We start from the raw sequence: 21053 nt of genomic DNA, 5'->3' as shown, positions 1-21053 counted from the left end.
GGCCCGGGAGTCCGGGCCGGGGGGGCGGAGCCCGGGGGTGCGGGCCCCGGGGGTGCGGGCGGGTGGGTGCGGGCGGGTGGGTCAGGCGGTTTCGACGGCCTTGCGCAGGGCGTCGGCGCGGTCGGTGCGCTCCCAGGTCAGCCCGGGCAGTTCGCGGCCGAAGTGGCCGTAGGCGGCGGTCTGGGCGTAGATGGGGCGCAGCAGGTCCAGGTCGCGGATGAGGGCGGCCGGGCGCAGGTCGAAGACGTCGGTGACGGCCTGTTCGATGGCGGCCTGCGGGGCGGTGGCGGTGCCGAAGGTCTCGATGAACAGGCCGACCGGTGCGGCCTTGCCGATGGCGTAGGCGACCTGGACCTCGCAGCGTGAGGCGAGGCCGGCGGCGACGATGTTCTTGGCGACCCAGCGCATCGCGTAGGCGGCGGAGCGGTCGACCTTGGAGGGGTCCTTGCCGGAGAAGGCGCCGCCGCCGTGGCGGGCCATGCCGCCGTAGGTGTCGACGATGATTTTGCGGCCGGTCAGGCCGGCGTCGCCCATCGGGCCGCCGATCTCGAAGCGGCCGGTGGGGTTGACGAAGAGGCGGTAGCCGTCGGTGTCCAGTTTGATGCCGTCGTCGGCGAGCCGGGCCAGTACGTGCTCCACGACGTGGGTGCGCAGGTCGGGGGTGAGCTGGTCGGTGAGGTCGATGTCGGCGGCGTGCTGGGAGGAGACGACGATGGTGTCCAGGCGGACGGGCCGGCTGCCCTGGTATTCGATGGTGACCTGGGTCTTGCCGTCGGGGCGCAGGTAGGGGACGGTGCCGTCCTTGCGGACCGCGCTCAGGCGGTGCGAGAGGCGGTGGGCCAGCTCGATGGGCAGCGGCATGAGGGTGGGCGTCTCATCGGTCGCGTAGCCGAACATCAGGCCCTGGTCGCCGGCGCCCTGGCGGTCCAGTTCGTCCTGGTCGCCCTCGACCCGGTTCTCATAGGCGGTGTCCACGCCCTGGGCGATGTCGGGTGACTGGGCGCCGATGGACACCGATACGCCGCAGGAGGCGCCGTCGAATCCCTTGGCGGAGGAGTCGTAGCCGATCTCGAGGATCTTCTGGCGGACCAGGGTGGCGATGTCGGCGTAGGCGGTGGTGGTCACCTCGCCCGCGATGTGCACCTGGCCGGTGGTGATGAGGGTTTCGACCGCGACGCGGGAGGCGGGGTCCTGGCTCAGCAGGGCGTCCAGGACGGTGTCGCTGATCTGGTCGGCGATCTTGTCGGGGTGGCCCTCGGTCACGGATTCCGAGGTGAACAGGCGGCGGGACATGGCTCTCCTGGCGGGAGGGGGCGGGTGGGTGTGGCGGGTGGTGGGTGGTGGTGGGGGGGGCGGGTGATGCGTGATGCGTGGTGGGGGGGGCGGGCGCGGTGGACGTCTCGGGGGCGGGTGCGGCCCAACTTCCCGCTCTGCGGCGGGAGTTCACTTTCGCCGTACGCCGGGGGGCGGTGTGCTGCCCGGCAGGGGCGGCAGGAAGCCGCCCCACTCCCCCGCCCCCTCGCTCCCGGCCCGCCCCGCCTGTTTTCTCGCGGTTCTGGTGTGTGTCTTGCGCGGGCCGGGGCGGGGCGGGGGTGCTGGCTCCGGTGGCTGCGGGGGGTGCCCCCAGGGGGCCGTGGGTGGGGTGGGTCAGGCGGGGTCGGGCAGGTGGTGTGGGAGCTGGTGGGCCAGGGCGATGCGCTGGACCTTGAGGGTGGCGGTGCGCGGCAGGTCGGCCTGGGGGAGCTGGACGGGGTCGGCGAGCTGGGGGAAGTCGGTGACGGCGGCGCGCCAGCGCTCCAGGTCCAGGGGGGCGTCGTCGGTGGTGCACACGACGGGCACGGGCCGGTCGTCGGGGCCGGGCACCACGACCAGTTCGCTCAGTTCGGCCAGCCGGCCAAGGACGACGTCCTCGACCTCCAGGGAGCTGCGTACTCCCTCGATCATGTCGACTTCGCGGTCGAGCATGTGCAGGCAGCCCAGTTTGGTGCGGTAGCCGACGTCGCCGGTGCGCCACCAGGCGCCGTTGCGGTTGGTGTCGTAGCGGTCCTGTTCGGCGTAGTAGGTCTTGGCCAGGCCGGGCCAGGCGACCTCGATGAAGCCGGGGTTGGCGGGTGAGGGGGTCTTGCCGTTGCGGCTGACGACGCGGACCTTGGCGGCGCCGTTGGGCATGGCCCAGCCCACGCAGCGTCCGTTGGCCTTGTGGGCGGAGTTGCGGAAGTAGGCGCGGCCGACGGCCGGGCCGACCTCGCTCTGTCCGTAGATCTGGAAGAACAGGGCGCCGGGCCGGTCGGAGGAGTTCAGCAGCCGGCTCATGGTGCGCGGGTGGATGGCGTCGAAGGTGCTGCTGAAGACCTTCACCGAGGCGAAGGGGCGGCGCGGGTCGCCGGCCAGGTCTTCCCAGTCCATCAGGGAGTTGGGCAGGGCTTCGACGAAGCCGGGCCGGTGGGCCAGGAACTGCTCGGCGACGCTGTCGGGGTCGGATTCGTTCATGAGGAGGATCGGCAGCTGTTTTAGCAGGGCCAGGGACATCGCCGCGACCATCCGGGAGTGCACGAAGGGGATGTGGATGGCGACGGTGTCCTTGCGGCGCAGCAGGGCCAGCAGCCGCCACTGCGGGACCAGGCGGATGCCCTGGGTGCGGGGGGTGTGCACGACGAGTTTGGGCAGGCCGGTGGTGCCGGAGGTGTGGGTGATGACGGCGGCCTCGTCGATGGGCCGTACCACCGGGGTGACGCGGGGGGCGTCGGCGAGGTCGGCCAGGGACTGGGTGCCCTCGCGTTCGCCGGCGGTGATCAGGACGTGCCGGGTGAGGTCGGCCAGGGCCTCCTTGGCCAGGCCGGCGTCGAGTTTGGGCAGGTCGGTCAGGAGGCTGGGGCGTTCCAGGCGCTGCATCAGGGCGGCGACGGTGGGGGCGTCCAGGGCGGGCGAGAGCATCACCGGGACGGCGCCGATGCGGGAGGCGGCGGCGCCCAGCATCCAGATGTCGGCGTTGGCGCTCTTGTGGATGACCAGGTGTTCGTCGGGGCGGATGCCGGCCGCCCACAGGCGTGCGGCCAGGTCGTCGATGGCCTGGGCGAACTCGGCCAGGGTCAGGCGGCGGCCGGCCTGGGGCAGGACGTGCAGGTCGTGGTCGAGGGTGATGGGGATGGAGCCGTTGACGGCGGCGGCCATCTCCGGCAGGAGACCGAGGTGCAGACCGCGTTTTTGGATCGATGCGTAGACCGTGGAGCCCTTCATCGGGGCTGTCTCCTTAGGTGAGTTGGCCGGACGTCGGCGGGTGGGGCGGGGGCCCGGGGCGGGGGGGTGGTGCGGTGGTGCGTGTCCCGGGGCGGGGTGTGAGGCGGTGCGTGCCCTGGGGCGGGGTGGTGGGGCAGTGCCCTCCCCCGGGGCGGGGTGGTGAGGCGGTACGTGCTCCGGGGCGGGGTGGTGAGGCGGTGCCCTCCCCCGGGCCGGGGTGCGAGACGGACTTGGCGCGGGGTGGTGCGGTGGTGCGTGCCCCGGGGCGGGGTGGTGAGGCGGTGCCCTCCCCCGGGCCGGGGTCGGTCAGGCAGTGCCCGGGGCCGGGGTGCGAGAGGGACCCGGCGCGGAGTTGGCGGGAGCGGGCCCGCCTCGGTGGTGAGGCTGACTTGGCTTGGAGCGGCGCGGCGAACGGCCCCGGGTGGCGGGACGGGTGGCCAAGGGCGGTGCGGCGGGTGCTGCGGGCCGGTCAGGCGGACGGCCCGCTCGGCCCGGACCGCTCGCGGTCGGCCGAGGCGGGCCGGGCCGAGGTGGGGCGGGTCGTGGTGGGGCGGGTCGTGGTGGGGCGGGTCGTGGTGGGGCGGGTCGTGGTGGGGCGGGGCCCCGCATCTCCCGCTCCGCGGTCGACGACGACGCCGCCGCCGTCCGGGACGACATCTCGTACGGTCTGCGTGGTGGGGCGGGTCGTAACCGGGGTCGTGACCGGCGGGGTCGTGGTCGACCACGTCCTGGTCGGGCGGGCCGTGGCCGGCCGGAGCGTGGTTGTGCGGGCCGTGATCGGCCAGCCGTGGTCGGCGCCGCGCCCTGGCGCGGGCGGGCGGGCCGTGGCCGGCCGGATCGTGGTCGACCGAACCGTAGTTGGCCGTGCCGTGGCCGGGCGGATTGTGGTCAGCCGGACCGTGGCCCGCCGTGATCGGGCAGGCCGTGGTCCGGCCGGACCCTGGCCAACCTGACCGTGAGCGGCCCACGCGCAACCAGCGCCACGCCCTGGCGAGACGGGGCGGGCGAGCCGGATCGTGGTCGGCCGGACCCTAGTTGGCCGTGCCATGGCCGGCCGGGCTGTGATCGACCCGCTCATGGCCAGCACTACGACCCGGCCGGGCGGTGCGTAGCCGGGCGGACCATAACCAGCCCCGCCGTGGTCGGCCGGACCCTGGCTCGCCGTGATGGGGCGGGGCGTGGCTCGCCGTGACCGGACAGGCCGTGGTCGGCCGGGGCGTGGCCCGCCGTGATCGGGGCGGGGCGTGGTCGGCCGGGGCGGTTGGGGAAGGAATTTCGGGGCCTGGCTCACATTGCGTGGGGCTGTGTCGTCGGAGGGGTGAGGCGGACGAGGCGGACGCCGCCGGCCCGGAGCGTGTGGGCCGGGCGGGTCGCTGCCCCGGGCCGCACCGGGGTGCCGGGGGCGCCCCCTCGGGCCGGGTCTGCCGACCGGCCGCGTCCCCGGCCCCGCCCACGGCCACCGGCCGGGCCCGTGCGGTTCTGACCGAAGCCGCGCGGGCCCGGCCGGCTCACCGCCCCCGCCCCCGGGCAGGGCGGCGGGGGCGGGTCAGGCGGCGGCGCGGCCGGCTTTGAGGGCGGCGGCGGTGTCCACGACGCGGCGGGCCTGGTGGCGGGCGGCTTGCAGGGCGACTTCGCCGGGTGCGCCGTCGCCGGCGACGTGCGAGGTGCCGTAGGGGTTGCCGGACTGGAACTGGATGGGGTCGGTGTAGCCGGGGGGCACGATGATGCCGCCCCAGTGGTAGAAGGTGTTCGACAGGGCCAGGATGGTGGATTCCTGTCCGCCGTGGGCGGTGTTGCTGGCGGTGAACGCGGAGAACACCTTCCCGGCGATCTTCCCGGCGAACCAGAGGGGGCCGGTGGTGTCGATGAAGGCGCGCAGCTGGCTGGCGGGGTTGCCGAAGCGGCTGGGGGTGCCGAACAGGACCGCGTCCGCCCAGGCGAGGTCGTCGTGGGTGGCCTCGGCGAGGTCGGTGGTGGCCGCCCGGTGCTCGACCCAGGCCGGGTTGGCCTGGACGGCCGCCTCGGGGGCGGTCTCGGCGACCTTGCGCAGCCGCACGGTGGCGCCGGCCTTCTCCGCGCCCTCGGCCACCGCCTGAGCCAACGTGTGCACGTTGCCGGTCGCGCTGTAATAGATGACGGACACGTTCACAGGTTCCACAGCTGTTTCCTCGTGTTCTGGGTGCTGAGTACTGAGTACGGGGTGCTGAGCAGGGGGTGCTGGTGCTGAGTACGGGGTGCTGGTGCTGGGTGGGTGTGGTGCGCGGTGCCGCTAGCGGGCGATGACCAGGGTGGCGGGCGGCGCGGAGTGGAAGGTGATGTCGCTGAAGCCGGCCTTGGTGAGCCAGGCGTGGTAGTCGGCGCGCCGCCAGGTGCCGCCCTGCTGGGACTTGAGGAGCATTTCGGAGGCGAACAGCAGCGGGAAGGCCGGTCCTGCGCGGTCGTCGTCGACGACGTAGTCGCAGACCACCAGGGCGCCGCCGGGCCTGAGGGCGTCCTTGAGGCGGGTGAAGACCGCGATGTTGTCCTCGGGGCCTTCCTGGTGGGCGATGTGCGAGTACAGCGCCACGTCATAGGCGCCGGTGCCGAATTCGGTGGTGTGGAAGTCGCCGTCGATGCAGGTGAAGCGGTCGGCGACGCCGCGGGCGGCGAGCAGCTCGCGGGCGATGGCGTTGATGGGCTCCCAGTCCAGCTGGGTGGCGCGGGCCTTGGGGTTGGCCTCCAGCCAGGTGGCGGAGTAGATGCCCGAGCCGCCGCCGACGTCCAGGATGGACAGCGGGCCGGCCTCGGACAGGCGCAGCACGTCGGCGGCGATGGCGGCGGCGGGCACCGACTGGGCGGCGATGGCCGGCACGACCTGGCCCCAGTGGGGGTTGTCGGCGACTTCGGTGGTGGGGTCGCTGACCGGGCCGCCGGCGCGGACCACCTCGGGCAGGGCGGCCAGCTTGCCCATGTGGGTGAGCTTGAGGCGGGCCATCGCGGACAGGTCGGCGGGCCGGCCGGTGACCAGGTAGGCGGAGGCGGCGGGGGTGTTGCGGTAGCGGCCCTGCTCGAGGGTGATCAGGCCGATGCTGACCAGGCCGTCCAGCAGGGTCTGGGCGCCGCGCTCGGAGATGTCCGCGCGGGCGGCCAGCTCGGTGGCGTTGCCTGCGCCGTCCTCGAGGTGGGTGAACAGCTGGTGCTCGGCGGCGGCGCCCAGGATGCCGGTGGACCAGTAGCCGTTGATGAGCCGCAGGATGGTGTCCGGACCGCTGTCCGGGCCGCCGCCCGCACCGGCCGCCGCCGCACCGGCCGTGGCTGCCGTGGCGGTCTGCACGGTGGAGTCCTTGGTGTCCCGGGTGTTCTTGGTGTCCCGGGTGTTCTTGGTGTTCTGGTGCTCGCTCATGCGGTTCCTCCCCGGCCCGCGGGGGCCGCGTGGGTACGAAGGGCGGTGCGCAGCGCCGTGACCACGCGCTCGACCTGGTCGGCGGTGAGTTCGGCGTGCATGGGGATGGCCAGGTGGCGGGCGAACAGGTCGGCGGAGACGGGGCAGCTGCGGCCGCCGGCGAAGACGGGCTGCAGGTGGCTGGCCCAGGTGCCGTGGCCGCAGCCGATGCCCTGGCCGCGCAGGTCGGTGGCGAGGGCGGCCCGGTCCACCCGGGCGTCCAGGGCCACCAGGTAGGACTGCCAGGCGTGGGTGCGGTCGGCGGGCACCTGGGGCAGCGTCAGCAGCTCCTCCTGGGCCAGCAGTTCGGCGTACTGCCGGGCCACCTGATCGCGGCGGGCCAGCAGTTCCTCGATCCGCCCGAGCTGGACCTGCAGGATGGCGGCGGCGATGTCGGAGAGTTTGAAGTTGTAGCCGACCTCGGTGAACTCCGGGACGGGCAGGCCGACGATCTTCGACTGGTCGAAGATGCTGCCGATGCCGAAGGAGGAGCGCAGCCGGGCGTCGGCGGCGATGGCCGGGTCGGCGGCCAGCAGCGCGCCGCCCTCGCCGCTGGTGGCGCCCTTGCGGCCGTGGAAGGACAGGCAGGAGACGGGGGCCAGCGCGCCGGCCTGGCGGCCCTGGTAGGTGGCGCCGACCGCGCAGGCGGCGTCCTCGATGAGGAACAGGCCGTGCCGGTCGGCCAGGGCCTGCAGTTCGCGGTAGTCGGCGGGCAGCCCGACGGTGTCCACCGCGATGATGCCGGTGGTGCGCGGGGTGATGAGGTCGGCGACCGCCTGCACGTCGACGGTGTGGGTGTCGGGGCGTACGTCGGCGAAGACGGGCACCGCGTCCAGGTAGCGCACCGCGTGGGCGGGGGCGGGGAAGGTGTAGTCGGCGACGATGACTTCGTCGCCGCGCTGCACGCCCAGGGCCAGCAGCGCCACGTGCAGGGCGGCGCCGCAGTTGCTCAGGGCGACCGCGTCCATGGCGTAGCGCTCGGTGAGCTGGGCTTCCAGGGCCTTGCCCCGGGGGCCCTGGCCGGCCGGCCAGCCGGAGGCGAACACCTCCGCGACGGCGGCCAGTTCCTGCTCGCCCAGGCTGGCGTGCACCAGCGGAACGGCAGAAGCAGCCGCAGCCGCCGAGGCGGCCGAGGCGGCGGGGGCGGGTGTGGTGGTGGTCATGGCGGTCACGTCCCCTGCGGCTGCTGTGGTGTGGTGGGGGCTGCGGTGGTGGCGGGTGCGGTGGTGGCGGGTGGCTGGTAGCGCAGGGGGGTGAGTTCCTCGACGTCGTAGCGCTTGCGCATCTCCTCCACGGCGGCGGGGTCCACGGTGGTGCCGCGCGCCCAGATCTCCGCGATCTCCTCGAAGTACTGCTCGTGGTCGGGTGAGGGGAAGCTCTGGAAGAGCATCTTGACCGGCTTGTCGGTGGCGTTGCGAAAGGCGTGCGGGGTGCCGGTCGGCACGAACATGCAGCCGCCCTCGGCGGCGCGGATGACGCGCTGGCCGTCGGCGGACTGCCAGTGGTGCCAGGTGTCCCGGGTGCGCTCGGTGGGCTCGAAGCACATCAGGTCCAGCTCGCCCTCAAGGACGTAGAAGAACTCCTGGGACTCGTGGTGCACGTGGGCGCCGACGTCGAAGCCGGGCGGCACGATCACCTCGAAGATGGAGACGGCGGAGCCCTGCGCCTGGGTGGCCTTGAAGGTCACCTCCTGCGCCGGTGTTTTCAGCGTGCGTCCCCCACCGGGCGGGACGATCAGGCTGCCAGTCATGTGATGGTTTTCCTTTGGTTGTCACGGACATCGCGCACAGCACACAAAGCGCCCCAGGTCCTGCCCCAGGTCCTGCCTCGGGGCGGGGCGGGGCGGGGCGGCTTCGGCGGGGGCGGGCGCGGGTCAGCCGGCGGCGGGCGGGGTGTCGCTGTTCCAGCGGCCCAGGGCCATCTCGGCGGTGATGCCGGGGCCGAACCCGGCGATCAGACCGGTGGCGTCGGGCATCGGGGTGTCCTCTTCGAACAGGCGCAGTGCCGCGTCCAGGACGACCGCGCTGGCGATGTTGCCGTACTCGGTCAGCGTCGACCAGCTGTGGCGGAACACCTTGCGGTCCACGTCCAGGAACTTGGCCAGGTCGTTGAGGATGCGCGGGCCGCCGGCGTGCACGATGTAGAAGTCGAGGTTGGAGGCGTCCCACTGGTGGCCGGCGGCGAACTCGCGCAGCACCGGGGCCAGCGGCTCCATGGTGCCGGGCACCCGGCGGTCCAGCTGGAAGTGGAAGCCGGTGTCACGCACCGAGTAGGAGATCCAGTCCTCGGTGTGGGGGATGAGGTAGGAGGAGTTGCGCTCCAGCTCGATGCCGGTGCCGCCGATGCCGCGCACCACGGCGGCGGCGACCGCGTCGCCGAACAGGCCGTCCGAGAGCAGCGAGCCGATGTCGTCCATGTCGGGCTGGTAGCACAGTGAGCACAGCTCGCAGGAGACGATCAGGACGTTGCTGCCGGGGTGGGCCACGCAGAAGTCGTGGGCGCGGTTGATGGCGGCGCCGCCGGCCGCGCAGCCCAGCTGGGAGATGGGGATCTGGCGGGTGTCGGAGCGGAAGCCCATCTTGTTGATGAGCCAGGCGGTCAGCGAGGGCATCAGGAACCCGGTGCACGACACGTAGATGATCGCGTCGATGTCCCGGGCGCTGACCTCGGCGTTGGCCAGGGCCTCCTCGACGACCTCGGGGGTGCGCTTTTTGGACTCCGCCTCGTAGATGCGGTTGCGCTCGGTCAGGCCGGGGTGTGCCAGGGTCTGCTCGATGGGCTGCACGATATGCCGCTTCAGCACCCCCGTGTTACGGATCAGGCGCAGCGCCAGGGGAAGCTGCGGCTTTCCGGCGTGGGCCTTCTCGGCGAATTGGAGCGTCTCTTCCGCTGTGATGACGTATTCCGGCACACGCACTGACGGCTTGCATAGCCTAGGCATATCGGGAATCCACTTTCTCTAGAGTCTGCCTTCTGCACGTGGAGAAGCTTTCGCGCACTCCCGGTGCCGCCCGCGGGGGCGGTGGAAGGGGGGCAGCTGCTGTGACGGCGTCTGCCGCGCCGCCTTCTCCGGACCCGGACCGATCACCACTCCCCACCCCGCTGCCCCGCCGCCCCGCTGCCCGTCTGGGCCTCCCTCGGGGGGGCCTCGGGGTTCCTAGGGGCTCCTCGGGGCGCCTTGGGCTCTTGAGGGCCGGGGGCCTTGGGGGCCTTGGGGGCCTTGGGGGCCTTGGGCAGCCTCGCGGGGCGCGGCCCGTTGAGGCAGGGCCCGTTGAGGCAGGAGTGGTGATCGGTCCGGGCGCCGGGGAAGGCGGCGCGGATGGGACGACCGGCCGGGGCCGGGTGGGGCGGGCCGGCCGGGGCCGGGTGGGGCGTGAGTGCGGAGGTTGCGGGAGCTGTGGCGCTGTCCCTCTCCCCCGGGGGTCGGGGGTATGGCCGGGCGGGGCACGGAGGTTCGGGGGCGGGGCCGCAGCCCTGCCCAGCGGGGCTGCCGTCCCGTCCCGGGGGCGCGGTCGGGGCGGAGCGGAACGGGGTCGGGGCGGCGCGGGGCGGAACGGGGCCGGGGCGGCGCGGGGTTGAGGCAGGACCGCGGTTCTGCCCCGGGCGGGACGCGGCTGAGGCCGGGTGGCACGGAGGTGTCGGCAGGCCGGGTGGCACGGAGGTGCGGGGAGGCCAGGGTGCAGGGGGCCGAGGTGCGGAGGTGCGGAGGTGCGGGTGCAAGGCCTCGGTCCCGCCCGGGCGCAGCGGGGGGGTTGGGGCGGTGTGCGGGAGCGCGGGCCCTGCCCCGGGCGGGGGCCGGGCTGAGGACTGGTGGCACGCAGGTGCGGAGGTGCCGGGTGCGGGAGTGCCGGGTGCGCCAGGTGCGGAGGTGCCGGGTGCGCCAGGTGCCGGGTGCGCCAGGTGCGGGTGCAAGGCCGCGGTCCTGCCCGGGGCGGAGCGGGGCGGGGGTCCGGGGCGCGGGCGTGGGGCAGTGGGGCTGGTCGCCCGGGGTGCGGGCCGGGGCCGGGCGGGCGGTGCGGGTACCGGGCGGGTACGGGGGCTGCTCTGGCGGTACGGGAGCGGTGCCCTCTGCCCGGCGCGCCCGGGGGCTGGCTGTCCCCGGGTTCTGACGTCCCGGCGGGGGCGCGGGCTGCGTACCGGCCCGGGCGGGCCACGGGCACCGGTCCGGCCCGCGCGCCTACCGGCCCGCCGGCCTCCTGCCCGGCGCGCCACTCCCCCGCCCCCTTCCCCCCGGCCGCCGACTCACCTACGGGCGGGGAGGCGGGAGTTGGGACAGAACGAGGATGCGCCGGCCGGACTGCGCCGGGCCGGGGCCCTGGCACGGCGGTGCCCGCGCGGTGCCGGTGCCGGTGCCGGTGCCGGCTGATGGTGCCGGTGGCGGTGCCGGCCGATGGTGCAGGGCTGCTCTTTTCCGGCACAGATTTCGGCACGCTCAGGGCAGCCGGAATGAGGGAGGGAGAAATCCCCGCCGGGTCCGTGTCCGTGGACGCCGGGCGTCATGGCATACGGGCAATGAAATGCGGTGGGGGGAAGCGATACCGCCGGGGCATGAACTCGGCACGGCCCGTAAGAGGCGGCGGATACGACACTCAACCCACCGCCTCAGAACCGGCTTTGGGCAGGGAAGTCGTGCGGAAATAGTGACACGGATGCCGTCCCCGCACCAAGGGACTCCGAAAGTGACGTAGGTCACTGGGGCGGGGTGTTGTGCGGACCGGATTCCCCGACTGCCGCTCCGCCCCGCACGGAGTCACCGCGTCCGCATCTTCCGTGCGCCCGGGCCGAGTTGACGGCCGTGACGCCAGGCGCTCGGGGGCGGGGAGGATGAGGGCTGGGAGGATGAGGGCTAGGAGGATGAGGGCTGGGCGGATGAGGGAGCGGGCGGGCGGGCCGAGCGCCATCCGCGGACCGGCGCCCCAGGGCCCCGGGGCCCGACTTCCCCGCACCGCCGCGGCCGCGGCCGGGGCGCACGGTTGCCCCTGCCGGGGCCACGGCACTCCCCCGGGGCCGCCCGGCTGCGCTGCGGCGGCCCCCGGGGGGGCGCCCGCAACGGCCGTATGGCGGCGCGCTGTCCGGCGTCCGCCGCCGCAGGGACCCGCCTCCGGGAGGCGGGGGCCGCGTGAGCCGGAGTCCGTGGCGTGCCGCCCGGCGGGGGCAGTGCGAGGAGGGGCCCCGGCCGCCCGGGGCGGCGCCGGGACGGCCGGAGTGCCGGGGGGGGGCGGGCCGGGGCCCGGCACAACACCCGAGCTTGAGTTTCAACCTCGGGCCGGCTTGCCGGCCCCGTCTCCCGTAGTGGGCAACGCCGGTTCCGCCCGGCTCAGGCAGGTGCCGAGAGGTTCTGAAACGGCATGGGGCCATCGGGGCGTCCGGCAGGTGTTCCGTAACCTCTCCCTCCGGGGCCCCGGGGTGTGTGCGGCTCCGGGCGGGTTCCGCCGGAGCGAGGAGCCGGGCGAAGTTCACAACTCAGGCTGGAGCTTCCCGGGCAGCTCCGCGACAAGGCCGCGGGCGTACGCCTCATCCGTACCGGGGATGGAGAAGACCACCCGGAAGTAGAGCGGCGCAACGATCCGGTCCAGAACCTGCTCCAGGGACGGGGGCGCCTCGCCGCGCTCCCGCGCCGCGTCGAGGACCGGGCGGAAGCGCTCGCTGACCCTGCGCAGACATTCGCGCAGTCCGTCGTGGCGCTCGTCGACGTCGGGCGCGACTTCGGCGCGGAAGAAGGCGATGCCGCCGGGCCGGGAGAGCTCCGCCAGCGTCCAGACCGCCTGGTTCTCCAGGTCGGTGCGCAGGTCACCGGCGAGCGGGGGCGCGCCGGTGTCGCCGCGGTGCTGGGCGATGTCGGCCAGGAGCGCGGCGAGCGTACCCCAGCGCCGGTAGAGGGTGCTGGAGTTGACCCCCGCGCGCTGGGCCACGGCGGGGAGGGTCACCTGGTCGGCGCCCAACTCGCCCACCAGCGCGACCGCGGCGCTGTGTACGGCGGCACGGACGTGGGCGCTGCGGCCGCCGGGCCGCTTCGTCGATGCGTCAGCGTTCACCCCTCCACCTTAAAGCAAAGAGTTGCGCCTTAGCGAGCAGGGGGCTTACGGTCACGCTAAAGCGGAGATCACCGCTTTAGTGTTGTGAAGGGAATGCCATGTCCACCAACGAAGCCCCCCTCGCCCTCGGGCGCACCTTCCACCAGGCCCTGGTCTCGGGCGACTGGGACGGCATCCGGGCCCTGCTGCACGACGACGCCACCTGGACCCTGCCCGGCGACAACACCATCTCCGGCACAGCCGACGGCGCCGAGGCGGTGGTGGAGCGCGCTCAGCTGATCGCCTCGTACGGCCTCGACTTCGAGCTGCTGCATCTCCTGGCCAGCAGGGAGAACATGGCGCTCTCCCTGCACAACACCGCGCACCGGGAAGACGCCGTGCTGGACGAATACCTGGCCACGGTCTGCCGGCTCCGCGACGGAAAGATCGCGAGTATCGAGACCTATCTCTCCGACGTGCCCGGGATGAACGCCTTCTTCGTCTGACGACTCCCGGCCTGGGTTCTGACCTTCGACCGGCTCCTCACCCCAGCGCGACCACGCCTCGGCCCTCCTGGCGTCCGCCCTGAGCCGGGCGGGATCGGCGGCGGATACCGCGGAGACGGGGCGAGCAAGCCGTCCGAGATTAAAACTCGAGCTGAGCGCGCCACCCAACAGATCGCCGCGCCGGGTGGCGCACCGCGGCCCGGCGTTCCGGGGCACCGGGGCGGGCCGGCATGTCGCCTCGGCGTGTCGCGTGCGCGGGAGTTCGTGATGCCCCCGGCGGGTGGACAGACGTCAGGGCCACGTGACACACCGGCCTCCGGCTGCCCGGGACGGCCCGGTCCTGCCGCCCGGGCCAGCCGCCTTGGCCAGCCGCCTTAATGTGTCGCCTTAATGTGTCGCCTTGGCCTGTCGCCTTGGTGTGTCGCCGGGGGCGGGCGGGCAGACGTCAGAGCCGGGCGGCATGCCGGGGCCCGACGTCTGGGGGCGGCGCGGCCGGGGCGCCCGGGGCCGGCCGGACGCCTCGCCCCGCCTCGGGGCGCTGCGTATACGGAAGTTCACAGCGCCTGCCCGGGCGGACGGCAGGCGTCGGGGCCCTATGACGCGCCGGTACCCAACCACCCGGGACGGGACCGGGCCGGACTGCTGGGCCAGGCAGGGCTGTTGGGCCGGGCCGGACTGCTGGGCCGGGCCGGACTGCTGGGCCGGGCAGGGCCGGGCCGGGCCGGGCCGGGCCGGGCCGGGCTGCTGGGCGTATCGGCTGCGGGTGTCGCTTACGGGGAGGCCGGGCTGCTCACGGCGGGGGCGGACGTCCGGGCCGGTCCAAGCACCGGACGTCTGCGGTCCGGGACGGGGGCCGGGCACGTCGCCGCAGCGTGCCGCCGTACGCCGGCATCCCCAATACACCCCGTCCGGCAGGCAGACGCCAGAGCCGGAGGACGCGCCGGGGCACCGGCGCCTCACCAGGCCCGGGCAGGGCCGGGCAGGGCCGGGCAGGGCGCGACGCCAGGGAGGTGGGCGGGTGCGGGAGTTCGTGTCGGCCCCGGCGGGCGGACAGGCGTCGGGGCCGGGTGGGGCGGCCGGGCCCGGGAGGCCGGGGCGGGGCCGGGTGGGGCGGCCGGACCCGGGAGGCCGGGGCGGGGCCGGGTGGGGCGGCCGGACCCGGGAGGCCGGGGCGGGGCCGGGTGCCGGGCCCCGCCGCGGGGCCGCGGGCGCGGGGGTCGGTGGTGGCGCGGGCCGGGACGGGGGGCGGCTGGGCGGGGTCACAGGACGCGGATGGCGGATTCGGCGTGACGGCGGGCCAGTTGCAGGATCTGGCGGCTGTCGCGGGCGAGGTCGGCACGGATACGGCGGCGGGCCTCGGCGAGGGTGGCGCCGGCGCCCAGGACCTGTTCGATGCGGTCCTCGCGCAGCAGGGCATGGTGCTGGGCGACCACGGTGACGCCCCGTTCGTCGGGCAGGACCGACCATTCACCGCAGTGCGCGGCCAGCAGCGGGCGGGGCACGGTGGCCTTGTGCACGATACGGCCGGCGTGCGGGAAACAGATACGGATCCCGGCCACCCCGGGGGCGGGCCCGCCGTCGGCGGCGGTGAGTTCCAGGGCGACTTTCTGGATGCCGAGGTGGGGCTCTTCCAGCGCGGCCCGGCGCACGTGCGGGAGCTGGCCGGGCCAGTCGGCCACATCGTAGAGGAAACCGTAGACCAGCTCGGCGGGCCCCTTCACCCGCACCGACTCGGCGAAGGAGAGGGCCAGCTCGTCCAGGCGGCTCCAGCGCTCGGCCAGAAACTGCAGGCTGCGCAGGGTGGAACGGGTGTTGTCGGCGGTGACCTGGGCAAGCCAGAGGGCGTCCTGGGGCCGGCCGGGGGCAGCGGTGAACTCGTGTTCCAGGGTCAGCCGGCAGCGGCCCGGCGCCAGCGGCCGCACACTCCAGCACCCGGCCATCGAGGTGGCCGGCTCCATCAGCACATCCTGACGGAAGGAAATCAGCCGGCGCACCGGATCCTGGGTGCGGCAGGCGGTCCAGGACACGATCCGGCCCTCGGCCAGCGCCCACAGACGGACCCGTTCGTTGACGCCGTCGAAGTCCAGACGCTGGGCGTAGACGCTGCGCGGCAGGTACAGCGGCCAGCGCTCAGGGTCCGCGATCAGCGCGTAGAGGGTGGAGGCGGGCGCGGCCACCTCCAGCGTGTGCGACAACCGGTGGATACGCTCGCCGGGCACCGGACCCCCCTTTCTCTCGCGCCATGTGCACGCAATGGTCGTGACGAAGCCGGGCCGAGCGGGCCAGACGCAACAGAGCGGCACAGCAGCGCGCAGCGGTACCCGGTGACGGGCAGGTGGAACCCGGTGACGGGCAGGTGGTGCCCGGTGGCGGGCAGGCCCGGGGCGAACGCGCCGGGAGCGGGGCCGGTGGTCTGTGCAGTGTGCCCCACCCGGCTCGACGCGTGCCCGCACACGGCTCGAGTCCGCCTCGCTGCGCAGCGCACGCAACACGACCGCCCCCACACACCGGACAACCACCCCGCCCCTGACCGGCCCCGCCCCGGCCGGGGTGGCCCGGGGACAGCCAGACCGCCCCCGCGCCCGCCCCGGTCCGCCCGGCCCGGGCACCGCACGCGAGGCAGGCAGGCAGCGGATGCGGCGCGAGCAGACCCCGGGGGGGCAGGTGACCGGACGGCCAGGTGACCGGACAGCCGGTGAGCAGGTGGCCGGACCACCGGGCGGCCGGACAGCCGGGGCGGCCTGGTGGCCGGGCCCCCGGGTGAGCAGGTGGCCGTGGCCCGACGGCCGAGCCGCCCGGTGGCCGGACAGCCCGACGACCGGTGGCCGGGGCCGCCGCGTGACCGGTGCCCGTGGCCGGACGGCCGGTCACCAGGCGCTTCCGGCCGGGCAACCGGTCACCGAACGGCGCGCGGCCAGAGCGCCGGTCACCAGCCGGCCCCGGGGCGGACAACCGGACACCGAACGGCCAGAAGCCCAAAAGCCAGCGACCGACAGCCGGGCCGCCAAGTGGCCCGGCCCGAACGGCCCGTGACCAGAGCAGCAGTCACCAGGCGGCCCCAGGGCGGACAACCGGACACCAGACGGCCGGAAGCCCACAGGCCGGCGACCGGCAGCCGGAACCGGACAGCCCGGCCGCCATGAGCCCCTGACCGAACAGCACATGACCAGAGCGGCAGTCACCAAGCGGCCCCGGGCCGGACAAGCCGGACACCGAACGGCCGGAAGCCCACAGGCCGGCGACCGGCAGCCCGGGTGCCAAGTGGCCCTGCCCGAACGGCCTGTGGCCAGGCGGCCGGTCACCGGGTGGCCCCGGCCGGACGGCCGGAAGCCGCAACGGCCGGTCACCGGATCGCCGTGGCCGGACGGCCGGTGACCGGGCGTGCGGGCGGCCGTGGCCGGACGGCCGCATCGGCCGGCGGTCAGGCGGCGTACAGGTCGAACGTGGAGCTGCGCCGCGGCCCGGCGGTGACGTCCAGCTGGGGATCGACGGCCAGCATGGCCTGGTGCAGCCGCTGCACCTGCGGGGAGGGCTCCACCCCCAGCCCTTCGATCATGCGGATCCGCAGCTTGCGGTAGATCTCCAGCGCCGAGGCCTGCCGCCCCGAACGGTAGAGCGCCACCATGGCCTGCGAGTGCAGTCCTTCGTGCTGGGGGTAGCGCGCGGTCAGTTCGGTGAGTTCGGCGATGAGTTCGGAGTGCCGGCCCAGCCGCAGATCGGCATCGATACGCCGCTCCACCGTGCCAAGACGCGACTCCTCCAGACGCATGACCTCGATCTCCAGGATGGGACCGACCCGCACATCGACCAGCGCGGGCCCGCGCCACAGCGCCAGCGCCCGACGGAAACGGTCGGCGGCGGTGGCATCATCCCCGCTCTCGAAGGCGCCACGGCCCTCGGTGGCCAGACGGTCGTACTCGTGCACGTCCACGCCATCAGCCGGTATCTGCATCAGATAACCGCCGTGCCGGGTGGCCAGCACCTCCTTGGCGGTCCCCGGAGTACCGGGCCCCAGCGCGGTGCCCAGATGCCGGCGCAGCTGCAGGATGTAGGTCTGCAGGGTGGTCAGCGCACTCTGGGGCGGCTCAGTGCCCCAGAGCTCCTCCATGAGCGTGGGAACAGGCATGACCTGTCCCGGATAGAGGGCAAACAGGGACAAGATCTGCCGCGGCTTGCGTGCCGTCGGAACAATCGATCCCCCGTTGACCTCGGCGCTCAACGGACCCAGAACCTGAATCTTCATGGGTGTTCTCCGTACTTCGTCGAGTTCTTGTCTTGACTGCATTCCGTCGCCGCGGGCGCTCTCGTATCGGGTGCGGGGCACCCTCCTTTCGCCGTACGGGGCACCACACACCGAAACAGAAACAGGCACAAACACAGACGCTGACGCTGCGCTGGCGCCGGTGCTGACGCTGGTGCTGGTGCTGGCGCTGCGCTGGTGTTGACGCTGCGCTGGTGCTGGAACTGGCACGTGGTGCTGGGACTTGGTGCTGGAACTGGCACGTAGTACTGGGACTGGAACTGGCACGTAGTACCGGGCTGGTGCTGGCACGTAGTGCTGGTCCTGGCGCTGGTCCTGGTTCTGGAACTGGCACGTGGTGCTGGGACTTGGTGCTGAAACTGGCACTTGGCACGTAGTGCTGGCGTTTGGTGCTTGGTGCTTGGTGTACCGGAACAGGGCTGAGGGGGCAGGAACCGCGGGAGGCGGGCGGAGTGCGGCACAGTCAGGCGCCGTGACGGGCGGGCGGGTTGAGGCCGTCCCGGGGGACGGGCTCCCAGGGGCACGGTAGGCGGCGCGGGCCAGGTGCGCCTGGCCCGGAGTGAAGTCCGCGCGGCCGGCAAGGAAACGTTGTCGCACACCGCCCACCGCCCCCTCGCTCCCCACGTCCTTGCACGGTTGCAGCTGCGGTACCGGACACCCGCCGCACGGCAACACGAGGCCGGCAGACGACGGAACACGGCAGTACACGCTGAGCACGGCCGGCCCCGGGGCACACGCGGGATCGACGCGGCCCGCCCGCCCACCGCGCAAACCCGCAGCGGGCCAGCACACGACCACAAGCAACAGACCCCCGACAGGGACGGCCCGGCACGCAAACCCCCAGCCCCGGCCCGGAAGCCCGGACCGGACCCGCCCGCACCCAACGGCTCAGCCGGTGGGCACCAGCCGCACACGGCCCACAGAAACCCCCGCCCCCGCCCCCGCCGCGCCAGGCGCGGAGACCGCAGCCCCCGCAGCCAGCCGACCAGCCGCAGCAGCAGACACGGGAGCAGGCGCGGGAGCGGGCGCGGGGGCGGGGGCGGTGAGGTCGTGGCCGGCACTCAGAATGGACCGCTGCAGACGCCGCAGCCGGACCGAGGGCTCCAGACCCAGCTCCTGCACCAGCGTGGCCCGCAGCCGCTGATAGGCATCCAGCGCCTCACCACGCCGCCCCGAACGGTGCAGCGCAAGCATGTACTGGGCATGCAGACTCTCATGCGTGCGGTAGCCATTGACCAGCACCGTCAGCTCGGCCAGCAGCTCCCGGTGCCGGCCCAACCGCAGATCGGCCTCGATCCGCCGGTCCAGCGCACACAGCCGGCTCTCATCCAGCCGCTTGATCTCCATCTGCAACTGCGGACCCGCCTGCACATCCGCGAAAGCCGTACCCGACCACAACGCCAGCGCCTCACGCAGCCGCCCCGCCGCCCCCGCACAATCCCCCGCATCCATCGCCCGATACCCCGCCCCCGCCAACTCCTCAAAAGCCCGCACATCACTCACCCCGCCACCACCACACAGCAGATACCCACCCGGCATCGTCACCAACACCTCCTTGGCACTGCGCACCCCACCCACCCCGACAGGGACGGCCGCGGCCGCGACTGCGGCTTCGGCGGGGACAGCCTCAGGAACAGTTACGGCAGGAACGACTGCACCCGGCCCAGCAGGGGCCGCGACTGCGGCAGGAACGACTGCGGCAGGGACAGCGGCGACTGCGGCGGGGACGGCTGCACCCAGCACGGCGGGGACGGCGGCGGGGGCAGCACCCGGCACGGCCGCGACTGCGGCGGCCACCGGGGCAGGGGCAGGGGCGGCGGCGGGGACGGCCTCCCGGGCCAGCGCGGCAGCGATGAGCTCACGCAGCTGCAGCACATACGTCTGCAACGTCGTCCGGGCACTGCGCGGCGGAGCCGCACCCCACAACTCCTGCGCCAGAACCGACACCGGCACCATCCGGTCCGCATGCAACGCCAACAACGCCAGCACCTGCCGCGGCTTGGGCGCCGTAGGCACCACCGACACCCCGTTCACCCGCACCCCCAGCGCGCCGAGCACCTCAACATCCACAGCGTCCCCCAGAAAGTGGTAGTTACCGCCCGCAGCCACGCCACACACGGAGCCGATCCCCTTTACCGCACCCAGATTCAAATAGATTCCACGACCCCTGTCAATACAAAACCGCGTAGCTGGTTTCTAGCAGCGCTGGAGCCCACCTCCGGCCATCCACCCACCCCCCTCAAGCAGATCTTGAGAAACCACCAGACCAGACACCAGGAACCAGGCACACGCACACCCCCCACCCCGCACCCGGCACCCGGAAGCGGAACCATCGGCTGAGGGCTGGCCCGACGGCTCGGGAGCCCCGCGGCCAGCAAATGCACGGCCAAGCCCCCCAGCTCCCGGCTTCCTCCCCCAGCGGGACCAGCCGAGTCAAATAACTCGGCCCAGTCCGGGCGAGACGGCCTGGCCCGGCCCGCACACCACGCGTCAAACCAGGGGCAGCCAATCGACCCGGATAGGACAGGCCGAACCGGACCAGCCGAACCGGGCGGGCCGGGCGGGGCGGGGCGGGTTGACCAAGCAGGGCAGGGCGGGCCGACCGAGCCGGCCCGACTGGATGGCGCCAGGCCGGGTGGTACGCGTTGGCGGAGTGGATGGCGGCGGCCGCGCCCCGCCCCACATACTCCCGGCACGCACCGAAGAAAACCGCGCAGCACCGCGAGACAGCGACGACGCCTACAACACCCAGGCCGAGCCCAACAGGACGGCGCGCGCCCGGCGGACACGCGCGAGGACCCGAACAGCCCAGACGACGGGACGGACGGACGCGCCACCGGCGTCGGCGAAGGCACCTGCCTTCACTCGGTTGGTGACCGCCTCGCGGTCACGGCCTCACTGCTTGATCCCAGCCGTCACCCGGGCCGGGGTCGTCTCCTACCCAAGCCCGCCGATCGCTCCAGTTCGCTCCGGCCCGCTCCAGTCCGGTCCGTCCGCTCCGGCCCGGTCCCGTCCACTCCGGCCCGATCCGATCCAATCCGAACCGCAGAGTTCGTCAGGCCTCCGTCCGCTTCTCCAAACGGCTGCCACTCGGCACAGTGACGGACATGATGTCGCTGGGGGCGTCCAGGGCGATGCGGTGCCATCGTCCGCGCGGCACAACAGCTGCCGTCCCGGCGGTCAGTTTGATCTGTTCCTCTTCGTCTTCCGGCCGCTGCGGGCGCAAACAGAGGCGTATGCCGCCGGTGAGGCAGGAGACGACCTCGTCCGCAGCGGTGTGGATTTCCCAGTGGTCACCGTGGATGTCGGCGTCGGTCTCCACGTGGAAGGTCATCACCTGCCAGCCGTCCCGCTCAGGGTCGAAGACCGGCTCCTCGGCGCGGACCTCGCCGCCTTGCCCAAGGTGGATGAAGGAACCGTAGAGATCGATCGGAGTAACGGTCATGCCTGAACTTCCCTTCTGCGGCCAGCCTGTTCGGGGCCTGTTGGTGAGTCTGTCTGCGCGGGGTGCACGGGGCGCATGAGGTGCACGACGTGCACGAGTCGTGCGACCTGCGATCGCGCGGCGGGGGCCGCCCCCTGACGGAGCCGGGGGCCTCTGACGGAGGTCCGGG

The 21053-nt window shown here is 73.7% G+C and carries 13 protein-coding genes and 1 pseudogene; 1 reads left to right on the top strand and 13 read right to left on the bottom strand.

The annotated features are described in order from the left end of the window. Nucleotides 1-81: 81 nt before the first annotated feature. The 8 genes from metK to NOO62_RS38390 form a co-directional block, all read right to left on the bottom strand. The gene (metK, locus tag NOO62_RS38425) at nt 82-1293 is read right to left on the bottom strand and encodes a methionine adenosyltransferase (protein ID WP_268768913.1); all 1212 of its coding nucleotides are present in this window, start codon (nt 1291-1293) and stop codon (nt 82-84) included. A 354-nt stretch (nt 1294-1647) separates the two neighbouring features. Then, nucleotides 1648-3237 (bottom strand): class I adenylate-forming enzyme family protein, encoded by a 1590-nt coding sequence (locus NOO62_RS38420; protein ID WP_268768914.1) that lies wholly within the window; start codon nt 3235-3237, stop codon nt 1648-1650. A gap of 1546 nt (nt 3238-4783) precedes the next feature. After that, entirely contained in the window at nt 4784-5395 is a 612-nt protein-coding gene (gene wrbA, locus NOO62_RS38415) for an NAD(P)H:quinone oxidoreductase (protein ID WP_268768915.1), read from the bottom strand. Nucleotides 5396-5506: 111 nt separating this feature from the next. Next, nucleotides 5507-6619: a class I SAM-dependent methyltransferase gene (locus tag NOO62_RS38410; RefSeq protein ID WP_268768916.1), complete on the bottom strand. Its 1113-nt coding sequence runs from the start codon at nt 6617-6619 to the stop codon at nt 5507-5509. Then, nucleotides 6616-7821, bottom strand: coding sequence for a DegT/DnrJ/EryC1/StrS family aminotransferase (locus tag NOO62_RS38405; RefSeq protein WP_268768917.1), 1206 nt, complete (start codon nt 7819-7821; stop codon nt 6616-6618). The genes NOO62_RS38410 and NOO62_RS38405 overlap by 4 nt, the downstream gene beginning before the upstream one ends. Before the next feature lie 5 nt (nt 7822-7826). Beyond that, nucleotides 7827-8408, bottom strand: coding sequence for a cupin domain-containing protein (locus tag NOO62_RS38400; protein ID WP_268768919.1), 582 nt, complete (start codon nt 8406-8408; stop codon nt 7827-7829). 123 nt (nt 8409-8531) lie between these two features. After that, entirely contained in the window at nt 8532-9599 is a 1068-nt protein-coding gene (locus NOO62_RS38395; RefSeq protein WP_268768920.1) for a type III polyketide synthase, read from the bottom strand. A 2515-nt stretch (nt 9600-12114) separates the two neighbouring features. Continuing rightward, complete coding sequence (locus NOO62_RS38390; RefSeq protein WP_268768921.1) at nt 12115-12693, bottom strand: TetR/AcrR family transcriptional regulator; 579 nt, start codon at nt 12691-12693, stop codon at nt 12115-12117. Between the two features lie 98 nt (nt 12694-12791). Here NOO62_RS38390 and NOO62_RS38385 point away from each other — a divergent pair, with 98 nt between their 5' ends. Beyond that, the gene (locus NOO62_RS38385) at nt 12792-13178 is read left to right on the top strand and encodes a nuclear transport factor 2 family protein (protein WP_268768922.1); all 387 of its coding nucleotides are present in this window, start codon (nt 12792-12794) and stop codon (nt 13176-13178) included. Nucleotides 13179-14437: 1259 nt separating this feature from the next. Here NOO62_RS38385 and NOO62_RS38380 read toward each other — a convergent pair. The 5 genes and pseudogenes from NOO62_RS38380 to NOO62_RS38360 form a co-directional block, all read right to left on the bottom strand. Beyond that, a complete protein-coding gene (locus NOO62_RS38380; protein ID WP_268768923.1) occupies nt 14438-15397 on the bottom strand; it encodes an aromatase/cyclase in 960 nt (319 codons plus the stop codon). Nucleotides 15398-16599: 1202 nt separating this feature from the next. Then, nucleotides 16600-17421, bottom strand: coding sequence for an AfsR/SARP family transcriptional regulator (locus NOO62_RS38375; protein WP_268768924.1), 822 nt, complete (start codon nt 17419-17421; stop codon nt 16600-16602). Between the two features lie 906 nt (nt 17422-18327). Further along, the gene (locus tag NOO62_RS38370) at nt 18328-19182 is read right to left on the bottom strand and encodes an AfsR/SARP family transcriptional regulator (RefSeq protein ID WP_414930964.1); all 855 of its coding nucleotides are present in this window, start codon (nt 19180-19182) and stop codon (nt 18328-18330) included. Between the two features lie 87 nt (nt 19183-19269). Next, nucleotides 19270-19509 (bottom strand): annotated as a pseudogene (locus tag NOO62_RS38365) (AfsR/SARP family transcriptional regulator); the annotation flags it as partial. Nucleotides 19510-20494: 985 nt separating this feature from the next. Beyond that, nucleotides 20495-20884, bottom strand: coding sequence for a cupin (locus NOO62_RS38360; protein ID WP_268775405.1), 390 nt, complete (start codon nt 20882-20884; stop codon nt 20495-20497). Nucleotides 20885-21053: the final 169 nt, after the last annotated feature.

The organism is Streptomyces sp. Je 1-369 (genome assembly GCF_026810505.1).
GTDB lineage: Bacteria > Actinomycetota > Actinomycetes > Streptomycetales > Streptomycetaceae > Streptomyces.
The sequence above is the reverse complement of the archived record's forward strand: the minus strand, read 5'-3'. Positions and strand labels throughout refer to the sequence as shown.

Coding starts and splice junctions, on each gene's coding strand:
- metK (WP_268768913.1), bottom strand. CDS start 1,293: ATGTCCCGCCGCCTGTTCACCTCGGAATCCGTGACCGAGGGCCACCCC.
- NOO62_RS38420 (WP_268768914.1), bottom strand. CDS start 3,237: ATGAAGGGCTCCACGGTCTACGCATCGATCCAAAAACGCGGTCTGCAC.
- NOO62_RS38375 (WP_268768924.1), bottom strand. CDS start 17,421: ATGAAGATTCAGGTTCTGGGTCCGTTGAGCGCCGAGGTCAACGGGGGA.
- NOO62_RS38410 (WP_268768916.1), bottom strand. CDS start 6,619: ATGAGCGAGCACCAGAACACCAAGAACACCCGGGACACCAAGAACACC.
- NOO62_RS38400 (WP_268768919.1), bottom strand. CDS start 8,408: ATGACTGGCAGCCTGATCGTCCCGCCCGGTGGGGGACGCACGCTGAAA.
- NOO62_RS38405 (WP_268768917.1), bottom strand. CDS start 7,821: ATGACCACCACCACACCCGCCCCCGCCGCCTCGGCCGCCTCGGCGGCT.
- NOO62_RS38395 (WP_268768920.1), bottom strand. CDS start 9,599: ATGCCTAGGCTATGCAAGCCGTCAGTGCGTGTGCCGGAATACGTCATC.
- NOO62_RS38385 (WP_268768922.1), top strand. CDS start 12,792: ATGTCCACCAACGAAGCCCCCCTCGCCCTCGGGCGCACCTTCCACCAG.
- NOO62_RS38360 (WP_268775405.1), bottom strand. CDS start 20,884: ATGACCGTTACTCCGATCGATCTCTACGGTTCCTTCATCCACCTTGGG.